16 protein-coding genes are annotated in these 14,317 nt (G+C 48.9%); 9 read left to right on the forward strand and 7 right to left on the reverse strand.

What is annotated here, in order from left to right; all coding sequences use genetic code 11:
- The coding region (locus BW941_RS10165) for an integrase core domain-containing protein (RefSeq protein WP_139325817.1) at positions 1 to 318 on the forward strand (318 nt) is incomplete at its 5' end.
- 87 nt (positions 319 to 405) lie between these two features.
- On the opposite strand, the gene BW941_RS10170 is transcribed toward BW941_RS10165, so the two are convergent.
- Complete coding sequence (locus tag BW941_RS10170) at positions 406 to 1,557, reverse strand: IS4 family transposase (protein WP_076515782.1); 1,152 nt, start codon at positions 1,555 to 1,557, stop codon at positions 406 to 408.
- Positions 1,558 to 2,077: 520 nt separating this feature from the next.
- Here BW941_RS10170 and BW941_RS10180 point away from each other — a divergent pair.
- The 5 genes from BW941_RS10180 (at position 2,078) to BW941_RS10200 (ending at position 4,905) form a co-directional block, all read left to right on the forward strand.
- Positions 2,078 to 2,488, forward strand: coding sequence for a DUF4279 domain-containing protein (locus BW941_RS10180; protein WP_076515786.1), 411 nt, complete (start codon positions 2,078 to 2,080; stop codon positions 2,486 to 2,488).
- A 97-nt stretch (positions 2,489 to 2,585) separates the two neighbouring features.
- Positions 2,586 to 2,942: a hypothetical protein gene (locus BW941_RS10185; protein WP_076515788.1), complete on the forward strand. Its 357-nt coding sequence runs from the start codon at positions 2,586 to 2,588 to the stop codon at positions 2,940 to 2,942.
- A gap of 316 nt (positions 2,943 to 3,258) precedes the next feature.
- Positions 3,259 to 3,837: an NAD(P)H-dependent oxidoreductase gene (locus tag BW941_RS10190; protein ID WP_076515790.1), complete on the forward strand. Its 579-nt coding sequence runs from the start codon at positions 3,259 to 3,261 to the stop codon at positions 3,835 to 3,837.
- 124 nt (positions 3,838 to 3,961) lie between these two features.
- On the forward strand, positions 3,962 to 4,447 hold the full coding sequence (locus tag BW941_RS10195) for a P-loop nucleotide/nucleoside kinase family protein (RefSeq protein ID WP_076515792.1): 486 nt from the start codon (positions 3,962 to 3,964) through the stop codon (positions 4,445 to 4,447).
- 41 nt (positions 4,448 to 4,488) lie between these two features.
- A complete protein-coding gene (locus tag BW941_RS10200; RefSeq protein ID WP_076515794.1) occupies positions 4,489 to 4,905 on the forward strand; it encodes a GFA family protein in 417 nt (138 codons plus the stop codon).
- 1 nt (position 4,906) lies between these two features.
- Here the strand turns inward: BW941_RS10200 and BW941_RS10205 are convergent, their stop codons facing one another.
- Genes BW941_RS10205 through BW941_RS10215 form a run of 3 tightly spaced genes read right to left on the reverse strand, consistent with a single transcriptional unit; the run spans position 4,907 to position 6,739 of the window.
- Complete coding sequence (locus tag BW941_RS10205; protein ID WP_076515796.1) at positions 4,907 to 5,890, reverse strand: NAD(P)-dependent alcohol dehydrogenase; 984 nt, start codon at positions 5,888 to 5,890, stop codon at positions 4,907 to 4,909.
- Positions 5,891 to 5,932: 42 nt separating this feature from the next.
- Positions 5,933 to 6,133: a DUF8691 family protein gene (locus BW941_RS10210; protein WP_076515798.1), complete on the reverse strand. Its 201-nt coding sequence runs from the start codon at positions 6,131 to 6,133 to the stop codon at positions 5,933 to 5,935.
- 6 nt (positions 6,134 to 6,139) lie between these two features.
- Positions 6,140 to 6,739, reverse strand: a complete 600-nt coding sequence (locus BW941_RS10215; RefSeq protein WP_076515800.1) for an outer membrane protein — start codon at positions 6,737 to 6,739, stop codon at positions 6,140 to 6,142.
- A gap of 218 nt (positions 6,740 to 6,957) precedes the next feature.
- Between BW941_RS10215 and BW941_RS10220 the strand changes: the two genes are divergently transcribed.
- Positions 6,958 to 7,455 (forward strand): P-loop NTPase family protein, encoded by a 498-nt coding sequence (locus tag BW941_RS10220; RefSeq protein ID WP_076515802.1) that lies wholly within the window; start codon positions 6,958 to 6,960, stop codon positions 7,453 to 7,455.
- A gap of 9 nt (positions 7,456 to 7,464) precedes the next feature.
- Here the strand turns inward: BW941_RS10220 and BW941_RS10225 are convergent, their stop codons facing one another.
- Complete coding sequence (locus BW941_RS10225; protein WP_076515804.1) at positions 7,465 to 10,155, reverse strand: winged helix-turn-helix domain-containing protein; 2,691 nt, start codon at positions 10,153 to 10,155, stop codon at positions 7,465 to 7,467.
- Positions 10,156 to 10,352: 197 nt separating this feature from the next.
- Between BW941_RS10225 and BW941_RS10230 the strand changes: the two genes are divergently transcribed.
- Positions 10,353 to 11,081, forward strand: a complete 729-nt coding sequence (locus BW941_RS10230; protein WP_076515806.1) for a hypothetical protein — start codon at positions 10,353 to 10,355, stop codon at positions 11,079 to 11,081.
- Between the two features lie 46 nt (positions 11,082 to 11,127).
- Positions 11,128 to 11,487, forward strand: a complete 360-nt coding sequence (locus BW941_RS10235) for a hypothetical protein (protein ID WP_076515808.1) — start codon at positions 11,128 to 11,130, stop codon at positions 11,485 to 11,487.
- Positions 11,488 to 11,707: 220 nt separating this feature from the next.
- On the opposite strand, the gene BW941_RS10240 is transcribed toward BW941_RS10235, so the two are convergent.
- Together BW941_RS10240 and BW941_RS10245 are read right to left on the reverse strand one after the other, a co-directional pair.
- On the reverse strand, positions 11,708 to 12,556 hold the full coding sequence (locus BW941_RS10240) for a hypothetical protein (RefSeq protein ID WP_076515810.1): 849 nt from the start codon (positions 12,554 to 12,556) through the stop codon (positions 11,708 to 11,710).
- 181 nt (positions 12,557 to 12,737) lie between these two features.
- Positions 12,738 to 14,144 carry a DEAD/DEAH box helicase gene (locus tag BW941_RS10245; protein WP_076516208.1) on the reverse strand — a complete coding sequence of 469 codons (1,407 nt, stop codon included), beginning with the start codon at positions 14,142 to 14,144 and terminating at the stop codon, positions 12,738 to 12,740.
- Positions 14,145 to 14,317 lie beyond the last annotated feature (173 nt).

Below are 14,317 nucleotides of genomic sequence, written 5' to 3' on the forward strand. Positions count from 1 at the left end.
AAACGTCGGCCGGAAGAAGGGCTGATGCTCCATACGGATCGCGGAGTTGAATATCGCGGATCAGAGTACCAGAAGGAACTCCATAAACAGGGAATCGCGCATAGCCTTAGTAGACCGGGCAAGTGTACAGATAATGCCCATATGGAATCGTTCTTCCATTCAATGAAGGCTGAATTGATTCGCAATACAACATTCCATTCAGCAGCGGATTTGAAGTATGCTTTGGCGAGATACATTAATGATTACTACAACAGAAAACGGCTGCATTCGGGAATAGGTTACTGTTCACCAATGGAATACGAGCGAATAGCAGCATGAAAACGAACGTGTCCGTTTTATCGGGGCAAGATCACCATGATCACCAAAAAACCGCCACTTCGCCACTGCTGTCCCACAGTTTTGGGATCATATAACGAGCCTCATCTGAGGCTCGTTTTTGCATGGGTTAGGTGGCGACGGATTAAATACCTCCTGAAGTGTCTTTCGCTCAAACAGATTCATCTGCAAGACCCTTAACATCCTCAACACTGTCCAACCCGAGCGTGCTGCATATCGCGCGTAAGCAACCAATAGATAGACTGTCATCGCTATCCATATCTGGGTCATCACTGCATTCCGGGATCGCCCCAAAAACGTCTTAATCGATAAGCTCTGTTTGATGGCTTTAAAGAAGAGCTCAACTTGCCAGCGATCCTTATAGATCCCCGCAATGGTTTTGGCCGATAGGTCAAAATTATTGGTTAAAAACTCATAGGTCTTGTCTGTTTCTGAACAATGGTAAACCACGCGTCTCATGGCAGGCGCGCCTCGCTTCAGCGCATGTGCGCTGTTTGGCTGTATGTCCTGATCTGCTAATACACCGCTGTTTGGTTTGACCGGGTAGTCGGCGTGAATCTCATAGACTGCATTGGCTCGTAGCCGGGTGACAAAGAAAATTCCTTTATTTGTCAGTGTCTTATACCACTCGTAGTCAAAGTATCCTTTATCGAAAGCAACGATACTTCCCTTAGGGAAATCAAATTTCCGTCCTTCGATCATGTCGCTTTCATTGCCATCACTTAGTGCCACAAACTCTGGAATCAGAGTGCCATGATTCAAACCGACGCTCAGTTTCACGTTCGCGGTGTCGTCTCGGTGTGCCGCCCACGGAAACAGATTCATAGCCAGATCAATGGCGCTGGCATCCAGTGAATAGAGAGGGTTCTTAAACCTGAATTTGTGCTTTCCATGTGTATTCTTACAACGGGCAAGCAACTTTCCGAATAGCGACTGATAAAGCTCTGCCGGCTGCTTTTCATTGAGCCGGGCTAGCGTAGACCGAGCAATAGGCTTGGCTCCAAGATGGTAGAGCTTATGGCGTTGAGCTTCCAGGTTGGAGTGAATATCTCTCAAGCTCTGTCGATCAGAAATCTGGGATATGAACATGCCAATGAACTGGTCCCATCGAGTAGCAGAACGCAGTTTCTGGCCGCAATGATGGATTTTTGCGAGGGACTCAAACTCATGTCTCGAAACAGGTTTGAGCAACTGATGGAAAGCGGTGTTATGATGTGACAAAGCCTGATTCCTTGGTTTTTCTGGTGTGTGGTAACAACAGAATAACACTCGGAGTCAGGCTTTTTCATTTGCTGTCCCAAAACTGTGGGACAGCAGTGGCCACTTCGCTATGGTTTTTCGGCCCCTGCTGGCGGCGTTAAAAGCCTATGATATTTGCGTTTGCGAGTGATGATAAAGGGTTGGAAATATTCGAGGATGAGAGCTCTGCCATTTCGTCCTGCGAAGGTGTAGATGTTGAAGAGATCCCCATTCTATTCTGGGATGCTTGCGGCCGGCCTCTAAAGGCGGTCTTCATAAAGGCTAACAAGCGAAGTAAATATTCTGTGGTCTCGGGTGAATACGGGCTGGAGCCTGGCGGAGAGTTTGCGCCGCTGTTAGATATGCTTGATCAGGTGTCATACGTAGAGGGGCCAAATCCATTTGTTAGTGTAGATGAGGTCCGCCAGCATTTAACAAGTCAAACAAGCAGGACGTCTTAAGCGCCCCTGTTTGAGGTGTTAGCTTTCTCAGGGAGAGTACATTGGAAGATAACGAGTGCCGTGTTTATTTTGCTCTATATGGAGACAACTTTGATCCAGAGGAAATAACACGCATCTTAGGGATAGAACCAAGCTCTACAAAGCGGAGAGGTGAGAAAGTTCCCGATCATATTCCAAAATTTAGTTCTTGGATGCTTTCTACCGAGAATGTTACTGGTGATATTGCTGATGTTTATGATTTGGCCTCAGAAATTGTCAGAAAACTCCAGCCAAAGAGAGATAGTATAATTGAAGTAATGAGCAGGTTCTGTGCTTTTTCGAAGCTTCAAGTAGTCTTATCCATATCTATAAAAGATGAAGTATCGACCCCAGCAATAGGCTTCGATGTTGAGACAACTAGGTTTTTGGGAGAAATCGGTGCTTTTATCGATATCGATACTTACAAACACTAAAGCTAACAAACCGCAGCAGTCGCTCTTGTTGGTCGCTGGGACCACCAATCCGCTGCGCTTATATGTCTTCCCCTGTACGGGGCGGTAGGGGATCATCATGAATATCGACCGTCTTAGAGAAATCATTCCTCTGAATGAGCCTGACTATTGTGAAGAGTGCCATAAAGAAAATCTTAGAGGCTGGACTAACTCCAATAGACTTGAGACTAAGCTTCTAAAGCTTGGAAAGATAGAGTCACTGAAGAACAAAGGATACGAAGCCTATAAAAAAGGGGAAGAAAACCGTTTTTCTTCCGAGGCAACTGCGGCTCTCTCATATTATCCGTATAACGGAAGTAGCGTATATCAGTGTATATCCTGTAAGGGGGTCATCCTCATATACTTGGAAACAGGTGGTCATGCGGCCAGATATCAAGCACGCTGGATATCATCCAGAGTCAGTCTGAAGCCCTAAGAGGAATTTCGTGAATTGCGTTCGAAATTTCTTCGATTCCTGTACTTTCTAGATTGTGATCTTATACATGGATAAAGAAGCATAGAGAATTATCCATTTGGGGTTTGTATCGAATTTTTGCGCAGCGTAGTTTTTTGCAGGTTTTCAGAATTTCATGTTCTGCTCGCAGTGGCAGCTTAGCTGCTTACTTATTATTATTTTTTTGTTGTACCATTATCGTAATGGAATACTAAGGTAAGAGGCGTCCATTTATCGGGGCAAGATCACTCACTCGCTGAGAGAGGCCTTATCATCGCTTTAAACTAAGGATTTTTTTATGAAACGCATACTCGTTGTAAACGGTAACCCTAAAGAGAGCAGCCTGTGCCGTTCCTTAGCAGAAACTTATGTGGAGGCAGCTGCTAATTCAGGGTATGACGTGCATGTTTTTCATATTTCGGATTGTGATTTTAACCCGGTACTCAATGCCGGTTACGAAAGTCGCCTTCAGTTAGAGGACTCACTATGCACATTCAAACAGGAATTAGAGCAGGCAGATCACGTGGTTATGGTATATCCAGTGTGGTGGGGCTCGGTTCCTGCAGGGCTTAAAGGACTGCTGGATCGGGTGTTCTTGCCAGGATTTGCATTCAAGTACGAAAAGGATGACTTGTTTCCTAAGCGGCTCCTGAAAGGACGCAGCGCGCGTCTGATCATTACGATGGATACGCCGGTCTGGTATTACAAACTCGTTTATGGATCACCGGCTACAAAGATGATGAAGAGAACGGTGCTTGAATTTTGCGGTTTTAGCCCAGTGAAAGTAACTGAGTTCGGCAATGTAATTAAGTCCAGTGAGCATCGACGACGTAAATGGATTACCGAGGTAGAGAAGCTGGGGTCACTGGGTCTCTAGCTGCCTCTTATTTCCCACAGCGGGACTATGAAAACCACTCTGTAACGGAGTTAACTCGCAAACGTTGCAGAAAGACGCTATCTAAGGATCACAAGAAACACATGAACAAAAGTAAAATAGAACTATGCTGATCCTACTATGCGGAAAAATGGCCTCAGGTAAATCGACGAAGGCAGCCGAGTTAGTCGCTTCGAAGCAGGCAATTCTATTCTCGGAGGATGAATGGCTCACCCAGCTATGCCCTGATGTTATTTTCTCGGTTGCTGATTATGTTAATTACTCGGGCCTCATTAAACCCATAGTGAAGCCTTTGGTTCAGTCAATGCTCAGTAGTGGTCAGACTGTTGTGATGGATTTCCCGGCGAATACCCCTGGGCAACGTGCTTGGTTACGTAGTATCTTCGCGGAGGTAAATGCGCCGCATGAGCTTATCTACCTCGACTCATCTGATGACGTATGTTTAGCGAATCTTGCAAAAAGACGAGTAGAACAACCTGAAAGAGCGGCGACAGATACAGAGGAGATGTTTATGGCGATGGCGCGTTATTTTTCGGAACCTTCCGAAGATGAAGGGTTTAATCTGGTAAGGCTCGGTACTTTCAGCAGGTAGTGCTTAGTAAGTACTTACAGCTTTTAGTTAAGGATAGAAGGATGTCAAATTATCAGGGCTCGTGCCTGTGTGGGGCAGTGACTTTTTCGATCAAAGGGCAGTTCGACAGCTTTTACCTGTGCTATTGCTCGCATTGCCAGAAAGACAGCGGTTCAGCTCATGCCGCTAACCTGTTTTCTCAGTCAGCAGTATTGCATTGGAACAGTGGTCTCGACGCAGTGACGACCTTTAATCTTCCTGGCAGTCGCCACTCCAAAAGCTTCTGCAAGCACTGTGGCTCTGCTGTACCGGGGAGCGAGATTCCGGGTGTGCTGATGGTGCCTGCAGGTAGCCTGGATTGCGAAATCGATATAATACCGACAGCGCGTATATTCACGGCTCGCCAACATAGTTGGGTACAAAGTATTAACAACTCGCGGGAGTACGCTGAATTACCTGACGACTCAGCAGACGAATAACTCAGCCGAGCCCCAGCATCCTGATAACTAAGCTCCCATACTTCCCTGGCTTTTCTATCGCTCGGTGGGCTTCCCGAATGTCATCCAATTCATAAATTTTATGCACCACTGGCTGAAACTCGCCATTGATTGCGAGGGCCGTTAAGGTGTTCAGGTCTTCGATATCTTCACGCGCATTTCCGGTGATCTCGCGACGTTCTTCACTGTCTTTGTGCGTGAAAGAGAGCAGGGTGTCTTTCATGTCGGCAACAACCCTCAACAATCGTCCATTGGGTTTCATAGCTTGTTTGCTTTCTTTCCAGCGAGCGTTGCCGACGACATCAAGAATCATATCCCAGCGCTGGCTGTAATCGCGGAAGTCTTCGGTTTCGTAGTTAATAATGTGGTCGGCACCCAGTGATCGTACTAGGCGGGTAGACCGGAAACTGCATACGGCGGTTACGGTAGCTCCCGCTTGTTTAGCCAGTTGGACTGCGGCGGTACCAACAGTGCCTGAGGCGCCATTAATCAGCACGTGCTCGCCTGCAACCAGCTTGCCTTTGTGAAAGAGAAAGTCCAGGGCGGTTGTGCCGCCAAAACATAAGGCGGCCGCCTGTTCCCAGTTGAGGTTTGCTGGCTTTCTGACGATCAGAGAATCTTCTGTCAACACCACATATTCTGCATGGGCGCCGAGTTGGATGCCTGTCATGGCGATAACTTCATCACCCGGTTTGAATTGAGTGAGCTTGTTACCAATTCGCTCAACCACTCCCGCAAGCTCTGATCCCAGTACTTGCTGGCGCGGGCGAAATAGCCCAAAGAACAGCCTGACGATGATGCCGAACCCTGCGGGTACATTTAGGCTGCGGATACGCCAGTCGGCTGAATTCACACTGGTGGTCAGCACACGAATCTGTACTTCGTTGTCTTTAGGCATAGGTGTCGGGCGCTCTTCGATGTTAATAACGTCGGGCTCGCCGTATTCTTTAAATACTGCTGCTTTCATGTTTTTGCTCCTTTGTGTTCCTGGCGTTTCTTTTTCTCTTTCTCAGGTCAGACGTAATAGTCGGTTCAGGATCATGCCGTTGTCACGCAATTGCCTGAGCAGGCCGAGCAACTCAGATTGATCCCGCACCCGGATATCAATCAATGTGCCTTCGGGGGTGGTGCTGAAGTGAGCACCATCAAAGTTCTGGCAGAGAGAGGGGCGCCCGGCCTGCCCCTCGATCAGAATCTGATAACGATCCACGCCGGATCACCATTGATAGCCGAGGCTTAATCCACCCATGCTGCCCGCAAGGTCAATATCGCGGTTGCCCGTTTTCGGGTAGATATTGTCCAGCTCTGCCGAGCCGCCAACATAGCGCAGGTCGGCTCCTACAGTGATTGAGTCTGTGAGTGAGTAGTAGGTGCCAATCCCCACCCAGCCAGCGGTTATGTTGTCTTCATCTTCGCGTTTGGCATCGTCGATCTCGCTTTCCTGAAGTGCGTTGATTAATGCCAGGCCGCCGCCAATGTAGGGGTGGAAGCCTTGCCCCAGCTCGAATACTTTGCGTACACCTAAGTGCATTTCAGCAGTGTAGGTATCAAAGCGGTCGCCATTGGTTTTCCGCTCGCTGCCGGTACCAAACAGGTCGATGGCGATGCTTACCGGCCAGCGTGTCTGACGGAAGTCGGTGATAACGCCAATGACGCCGTGCTCATCATCTTTTGCCCAGTCATCCTCTGGGATAGATTTTGATCCCATCATAAGGCTGGTGTGGCCGGTCCAGTCGTCGGCGTGCACGTGTGATCCTGCAGCCAGTGCCAGGGCTGGTAAAAGGGCCAGCATGTTTGTGGTCAATGGTGTTTTCATGCGTGTTTTCCTTCAATTGCTGTTAGTCGTTGGTCAGTGCTTGTGCATCTGCCCATACTTTTGGTTTGTGAACAGCGAGAAGATTACGTGCAGGCAGGGGGAGGCCACATCACATCATGATGTGATTTTGCGATGTGATGATGTGAATGCAGGAGATTGCTATTCTCTCCCAGACAACTTTCGACAGGTAATGGGCGTACTAACAGGTAAGTAATGATATGAGTGACTTAACTAACAGAAAGGTCGTTATCTTCGGTAACTCGGGTTCGGGAAAATCAACACTGGCGGGTGAGATGGCGAACATCGAGGGCTTTGCCCATCTTGATCTGGACACGCTCGCCTGGCTGCCCGACATGCCTCCAGAGCGTAAGCCTCTGGCTGAATCTCAACGAGAAATGGATGTGTTCCTTGAGGCTAATGCTGGCTGGGTCATTGAAGGCTGCTACGCGGATTTATTGGAGTACGTTTTGCCGTGCGCGAGTGAGATTATCTATATGAACTTGCCGGTAGAAGCTTGTGTTGCTAATGCGAAAGCCCGCCCTTGGGAGCCACATAAGTATGAATCGAAAGAAGCGCAGGACGCTAATCTGGATATGTTGATTCGATGGATTCGCGATTACGATACACGCGACGATGTATTCTCCCGTCGCGTTCATGAGGCTTTGTATGAACGTTATCAGGGGAAGAAAACGGTCTACACCAGTAACAAGCGTTAAATAAGCGCGTTAAATAAGACGCAGCTCTTCAGCCCGCCGAAGCGCTGCTCTTCGGGTATTGACGCCGAGCTTACTGTAAATATTTTTACTGTGAGTGCGCAGGGTATTGAGTGAGACAAACAGGCTTGCGGCAATTTCTGGCCCTGTCATATCGCTATTCAGTGCACGCAGTACGTCCAGTTCGCGATCTGACAATGATTCTGTCAGTGGCTGTTTCGCAGCGGAGTCAGGCGAATCAAGGGAGTCAGGGTTGTGGAGTTGAGTATCAGCTCCGGTAGTAATTGAATTTTTAAGCCATTCCGGCGCAGAAACTTTACTGATGCTTTCTTTGAGCCAGCCAGATGCTGCTGGTAGGTCATAAAGAAATACGGCTGCGTTCTCCTCTGCCGCGGTCGCATTAATCGCAGCATTAAGATATTCAAGAGCACTGGTTGGTTCATTCATCAGATGGCATGTGAAACCGCTGAGAAACAGAATCTCGGGCATCATCCCAGGGCGACTTTGCTCTTCAAGAACCGCGAGGTGTTTAAGCAGTGACAAGACATCAGCTAAATTTTCAGCGCCTCGGATATGAGCCGCATCGGTCACTTCGATGTGGACCAGCGTCAGAAGCGTGAATGCAGTTATAACCTGAGGTTCACTTTTCAGACTGAGGCCGCAGTGGCTTGCCCAGGTTTTGGCTGCCGTAAGATTCCCTGTTAATACCTCGATCCGGGCCCTCCATGCCTCAAGAGGCTCAAACTCGGGGGCGGGGTTGGGTATATGAATGCTTTCTGCCTCGTCCATCAGGTCGAGGGCATTGCGGGCATTGTTTGCTCTGGCTTCGAGTATGGCTTTCACCAGATACCAGAGGTGTGCCGACTCCATCAACCGTGATTGATCGCCAAGTGACTGGGCGACTAGTAACTGCTTATTGGCGGTGTCGTGATCACCCCGGCGAAGTGCGAGCACCGCAAGCACCACGTGTATATCTGCGCTGCCTTGGGGCGCCAGCGGGTAGGGCTCGATCATTTTCAGCCCCCGCATGCACAGACGCTCAGCTTCGGCGGCCTGCCCTTGCATAATGCGCATACGGGCGAGTAAAAACAGAGAGCTGATCGCTCCACTGACTTCGTTATCCCGGCGCATTGCATCGAAGCCAGCCTGAGTTGCCTGAGCTGCTCCCTCTATGTCACCGCTAGCCCAGAGTACGAAACTTTTGAGAATAGAGGCGGCGCCGCGCCAGGTCAGTTCGCTTTCGGGAAGAAGATCCAGAGCTTTATCTGCGTACGTAATAATATTCGCGAAGTCACCAGAAGCACCGGCAGCATATGCCTGGCAGATAGCGAGGATGCCCGTTAATTCAGCGGGCTCTCCAGCCTTTTCAACGGCTTGTTGGGCGCTGCGTATCCAACGTTGTGCCTGCTCCGGGTCATAAGACAGCACTGCCAGTGAATAGTAGGTTGCCAGCACCGGATGATTTATGGCGACTTCTTCCGGGAGTGATTTAATCCAGTGCATAAAAATAGCTTCTGGTTCGCTTTTTCTTAGCTTTGGCCAGCAACCAGCAATAATATCTGCAGCACGTTCGGGGTCATCGCTCTGCAATGCGTGATCAATCGCTTCATGAAAAAGCCGCTGTTCTTCGAACCATTCGCTTGCTCGAGCATGTATTCGAGGTGAGTTGATTGAACTGTTATTGAGGCGAGCCTTAAGTACATCCGCGAATAAATGGTGGTAGCGATACCACTGGCGATTTTCATCCAGCGGAATAAGAAACAGGTTCTGAGTTTCCAGCTGATTCAGAAGAGCGCTGGAGTTACTGAGGCCAGTGACTGTCTCGCACAGCGATGCACTAAAACGAGGTAACACTGACGTTTTCAGCAGAAAGGTTTGTATCTCTTCTGGTTGTGCGTTGAGTACTTCCTCGGCGAGATAATCAAGCACAAAGCGGTGACTGCCTGCGAACGAGTGAATAAAGTCATCACGTGCTGTCGAATCCACTAGTGATTGCATCGAGAGTGCGGCAAGTTGTAGTCCGGCGATCCAGCCTTCGGTCTTTGCTTCGAGCGAATTGATCTGGGTTTCATTCAGCTCAATACCCATCGTCTTGCGGAAAAACTCAGTGGCTTCTTCTAAAGTAAACCTCAGGTCGTCGGCTCTGAGTTCTGTCAGGTCGCCGTTGACTCGCATACGTGCAAGGGGCAGTGACGGGTCTTCACGGGTGGTGATCACCCAGTGAACATGCGCCGGGAGATGCTCAAGCAAAAAGGACAGTGCGTCGTCTGTGGCGCCTGACCCAGTGTCATTATCCAGCCGGTGATAGTCATCCAGCACAATGATGACGTCCCGCGCCAGCCCAGAGAGGTCCCTGAGTAGCACTGGCAAAACGGCATCCACGGTAGGCTGCCCCGCGCTCAGAAGAGCCATCGACGCCTCAACAGACTCGGGCAACATAGTGTTCAGTGCGGCTGTTAAACCTGCCAGAAAGCGCAGCGGATCTGCATCGGCCTCATCGAGTGATAGCCAGGCCGATGGATAACCTGATTCAGCAATCCCTTGCGATATCAGCGTGGTTTTTCCAAAGCCAGCCGGAGCCGACACCAGTGTCAGGCGATGCTTCAGCCCTTGCTGAAGGCGCAGCGACAATCGCTCACGAGCAACCACACCGGCACGGAGCGACGGCGCATACAGTTTGGTCTGGATCACAGAAAGAGGCATCGCCATTCCTATGGCTGTTTGCAATGTTCAGAGAATACCAGACATTCAGGCGGTATGTGGTGACAGGAGTATGTAGAAGGGGATCTACTCCTGAGATGTATGGTAGGAGCGATTCAGCCGGAGGCTATTCGCGAATAGAGAGAAGTCGGGATTCGTGAGATAATCGTCAGGAAAGGATAATTGCACAAGGATGATTCATGTATAAGTTACTTACGTTGGTTGCCATCATATCTCTGAGCGGCTGTGCTACTTCTCCCGGGAACAGTACCGGAGAAATCAGAACTCACGATATGAGTACAGTAAAGGCCGTTAGCCCCTCGATAAGCTCTAGTCATTCTGAGCTGATAATGTACGAGAATAATAAGACAGGCATCGATTCCATAATTTCTAACGAGGCACTTGAATCGTTCCAAACTAAGTATAAGGAAGCAACATCCAATAAAGCCTTTGCACAATCCGTGAGTGGAGCTTGGAATTGGAGGTCAAACAGAACCTCAATTGAACATGCTAAGACCAGCGCTTTGGTCGGCTGCCAGCGTAATAATAAAAAATCTGAAGATTTATATCCGTGCCGAGTAATCCATGTGAATGACAGCTGGGTAACACCATCCCCATCTTCTGTTCCTCCGCATAAGCGTATTGCTTCGAACGTTGAGAGCCGCCCACATGTATGGTCAAGCCATAAAGAGCTGGATATCCCTGCCCCAGCATGTGGCCAGAAAGGGGAGGATGTTCTGAACGCTCTAGGATTCAGTAATGTCGTGAAAAGCAGCCATGGTGAATACATTTATGGCAACTACATTAGTAGTCGAGCTGCAGTAAAGTGCGTCCCGCAGGATGATAAATCGTTCGTCTACATTGTAGTTGCCGGTTCGGATGTAGTAGCTGTTGAAAGACTGCGTAATGAAATAACTTGGAATTACTAAGTTAATAGTAATTTTGGTTTTAATAGAGATGTTGCGAAGCACCCGGATGATGAAGTTTAAAGTTTATATTATCGTTAGCATTAGTATGTTTCTAACAACTTCTATTCTTTCTTTTGGAAGTATCATGGGAGAGGAAATTGAAAGAGTAAGAAAAGATCTTATGGTTAGATCCATGTTTGATGGTCGCGACTTAGATGATATTCCTATGGATGAAGTCGAAGGTTTCTATAGTAGCCCGGACTTTCTTGATAGATACGAAGATGCAAATCAAGCTGCGAATAAGACTCTAAAATGGTATGTTATAGCTAATTTTTCTATTCAGATACTTATCTTCATTCTGATAGTCTGGATATGCGGGCGCTCTGTTATTTACACTGTACAAAAGTATGAGGGCAATCAGGAGTAGCTGCTCATTTGAAAGCCGATCATTGACGTCGGTATACTGCTAGCGCGCTGACAATTACTGGTAAGTTACTAACGACTAGGTTTATTACTATAGGAACTAGAGCGGCCCCTCTCAAGTAGTACAGTTTAAGAGCGATTTAGCCGGAAGCTATTCTCGAAAACCTTCATTATAAAAAAAAGCCCGCGGGTCCTATTGGGATCGCGGGATTTTTTGTTATTACTTACTGAATCCGCACCTGTAGTGAGTATGTACCCGTGCCTGGGATGGCTGCCATCCACACATACACTGCGGTAGTCGCAGCCGGTACCGTGTAGGTAAGGGACGTGCTCATCTCGTTTTCACCAAAGTAATGCTCAACCGGTTCGTTATTTTCCTCAAGAATTGTGTCATCTGAGTCTACTAAGGCAACGTAAATCAGGCTTGCGCCATCGTCGGTAGCAGAGGCATTGATTGTGACGACGTCACCTTCAGTGACTGCGTACTTGTAGTAATCGTCAGCGTCAGAGTTATCCGTATCCAGAGTCCCGTCGACGGTCGTGAACGACTCTGAAACAACCTGAGCAGTAGCCGGTGTATCGTTCGGTTCATCGTCAGTAATTTCTGTGGCAACAGGAGCGACCATGGTGAGTGTAAAGGCGGATCGGCTTGGTAGAGCAGGCGTCCAGACTTTGACCCATATCTCACTGATACTGGCGACGGTATATTCAAGTGTTTCATCGACACCATTGCCCTCGGTATCGGCACAGGCGAGCTTGTTGCCTGAACCATCAAAGAAGGCAATGTTGTAGTCTTTGTCATCCGGCACCGTCATTTCGGCAGTGAGCTCCTGACCTACAGACACCGGCATGCGCCATACCGCGAGAGCATTATCGAAGGTGAGCTCCGTGTTGACCGTAGTTCGCGCCGCAGCATTAATGCGCGTGGTGCTCAGGCTGACGTTACTGCAGTCTTCAAGAGAGGTCGCGCCCGGAGATTCCGGAGCAACTACTGTATCGGATGAGTCTGCGTCATCGCCAGCACAAGCGGCCAGCATCGTACTGGCAATAACAGGGAGGATAAGTTTGCGCATATGAGTCCTTCAATACTGTCTGATTCTGAAGTTAGGGGAGGCATCGACGAGCGTCGATCATGATGATGTAGAGCCGCTGATTCAGCTTAGTAGTTCAGTATCGATCGGGAGGTGGAGAGGGTAGTTAGACAGGTTAGAGATTGGCCTGATTGAAAATCAGACCAATCTGACGTGTTGTAGCTCAGGCTTCGGCTGCTTTCTGGCGCTGGCTACGGCGCACTTTGATCTGCGGCTTCTTAGCTTCACCATAAGGCGATGTGCTGGCAGGCTTACCGCTGTGTGCAGACTTATTCTGCGCTGGTTTACCTGACTTACTTCCCGATCCAGGCTTACGGTGACCACCTGATCGACTGTTGGCGTTACCCGAGTTTGCCTGCGACTGCTCTTTTGGCTTTTTAGGTTTCTTGGGCTTTTTGTTTTTAAGAGGCAGAATCTTGCGCGATTCAGGCAGAGGGTTCTGCGGTTTGAAGCCTTTCACTTCTTCGCGATCGATATGCTTCTGGATCAGTCGTTCGATATCCTGCAGCTGATCGATTTCATCCGCACTTACCAGAGATATGGCATGGCCTGTCATACCCGCACGGCCAGTACGACCAATACGGTGTACATAGTCGGCCGGTACATTCGGCAGGTCAAAGTTTACGACCTGTGGAAGCTGGTGGATATCGATACCACGTGCGGCAATATCCGTGGCAATAAGCAGCGTGATTTTTCCATCTTTAAAGTCGGCCAGAGCTTTAGTGCGCTGATTCTGGCTTTTATTACCATGAATGGCAGCGGCTTTAATGCCGTCTTTTTCCAGCAGTCGAACCAGTTTATTAGCACCGTGCTTAGTGCGACTGAACACTAGCGCCTGTTCCCAGTTCTCGGTACGGGTCAGGTGGCTCAGCAGGCGTGTTTTTGCCGACTTATCGACTGGGTGCAGTTTGTGTTCAATCTGAGTATTAGTGGTGTTTTCTTTTGCCACACTGACTTCGGCTGGGTTATCCAGCAAGCCATGAGCAAGCTCACGGATTTCATCGGAGAAGGTCGCAGAAAAGAGCAGATTCTGACGCTGCTTTGGTAGGATTTTCAGAACACGTTTAATGTCGTGAATAAAGCCCATATCGAGCATGCGGTCGGCTTCATCGAGCACAAGAATATCCAGCTCGTCGAACTTAATGGCGTTCTGGCTATGCAGATCGAGTAGACGCCCGGGCGTTGCGACCAATACCTCAGTACCGCTGCGCAGTTTCTGCATTTGCGGATTAATTTTTACTCCGCCAAATACAACGGTTGAACGTATTTTCGTGTGCTTGCTGTACATCTCGGCATTTTCGAGAATCTGTGCAGCAAGTTCGCGGGTGGGGGTGAGTACCAGCGCTTTGCATCGATTACCGGACGCGCGAGGTTTATCGAGCAATTGCTGCAGTACCGGCAAAGTAAAGGCGGCGGTTTTTCCTGTACCTGTCTGGGCCGAGGCGAGAAGGTCGCCGCCCTGCAGAACCACAGGGATGGCTTTCGCCTGAATTGGGGAAGGCTTGGTGTAGCCTTTTTCTTTCACGGCACGGGCAATCGGTTCGGCCAGCGCCAGGTCATCAAATGTGATTTCAGTGTTTGTATCAATAATGTCGGACATAATATTCCAATAGATGCTGCCAGCCGCAATAGAGCCAGAAGCAATAAGTCGTCGCCCTTAATGGGCAGAAGCAGCAGTAGTCAGAACGAAATAGGTTCGGATCAGACTGAAGCCAGCGAGTTGGCCATGAGTTATAAAGTGGC

Origin of the sequence: Thalassolituus maritimus, assembly GCF_900156675.1 — a bacterium.
GTDB lineage: Bacteria > Pseudomonadota > Gammaproteobacteria > Pseudomonadales > Oceanobacteraceae > Thalassolituus > Thalassolituus maritimus.

Excerpts from the sequence above, each read along its gene's own strand:
- BW941_RS10185 (WP_076515788.1), top strand. The coding sequence starts at position 2,586 with ATGAATATCGACCGTCTTAGAGAAATCATTCCTCTGAATGAGCCTGAC.
- BW941_RS10190 (WP_076515790.1), top strand. The coding sequence starts at position 3,259 with ATGAAACGCATACTCGTTGTAAACGGTAACCCTAAAGAGAGCAGCCTG.
- BW941_RS10195 (WP_076515792.1), top strand. The coding sequence starts at position 3,962 with ATGCTGATCCTACTATGCGGAAAAATGGCCTCAGGTAAATCGACGAAG.
- BW941_RS10200 (WP_076515794.1), top strand. The coding sequence starts at position 4,489 with ATGTCAAATTATCAGGGCTCGTGCCTGTGTGGGGCAGTGACTTTTTCG.
- BW941_RS10205 (WP_076515796.1), bottom strand. The coding sequence starts at position 5,890 with ATGAAAGCAGCAGTATTTAAAGAATACGGCGAGCCCGACGTTATTAAC.
- BW941_RS10215 (WP_076515800.1), bottom strand. The coding sequence starts at position 6,739 with ATGAAAACACCATTGACCACAAACATGCTGGCCCTTTTACCAGCCCTG.
- BW941_RS10220 (WP_076515802.1), top strand. The coding sequence starts at position 6,958 with ATGAGTGACTTAACTAACAGAAAGGTCGTTATCTTCGGTAACTCGGGT.
- BW941_RS10225 (WP_076515804.1), bottom strand. The coding sequence starts at position 10,155 with ATGCCTCTTTCTGTGATCCAGACCAAACTGTATGCGCCGTCGCTCCGT.
- BW941_RS10230 (WP_076515806.1), top strand. The coding sequence starts at position 10,353 with ATGTATAAGTTACTTACGTTGGTTGCCATCATATCTCTGAGCGGCTGT.
- BW941_RS10235 (WP_076515808.1), top strand. The coding sequence starts at position 11,128 with ATGATGAAGTTTAAAGTTTATATTATCGTTAGCATTAGTATGTTTCTA.
- BW941_RS10240 (WP_076515810.1), bottom strand. The coding sequence starts at position 12,556 with ATGCGCAAACTTATCCTCCCTGTTATTGCCAGTACGATGCTGGCCGCT.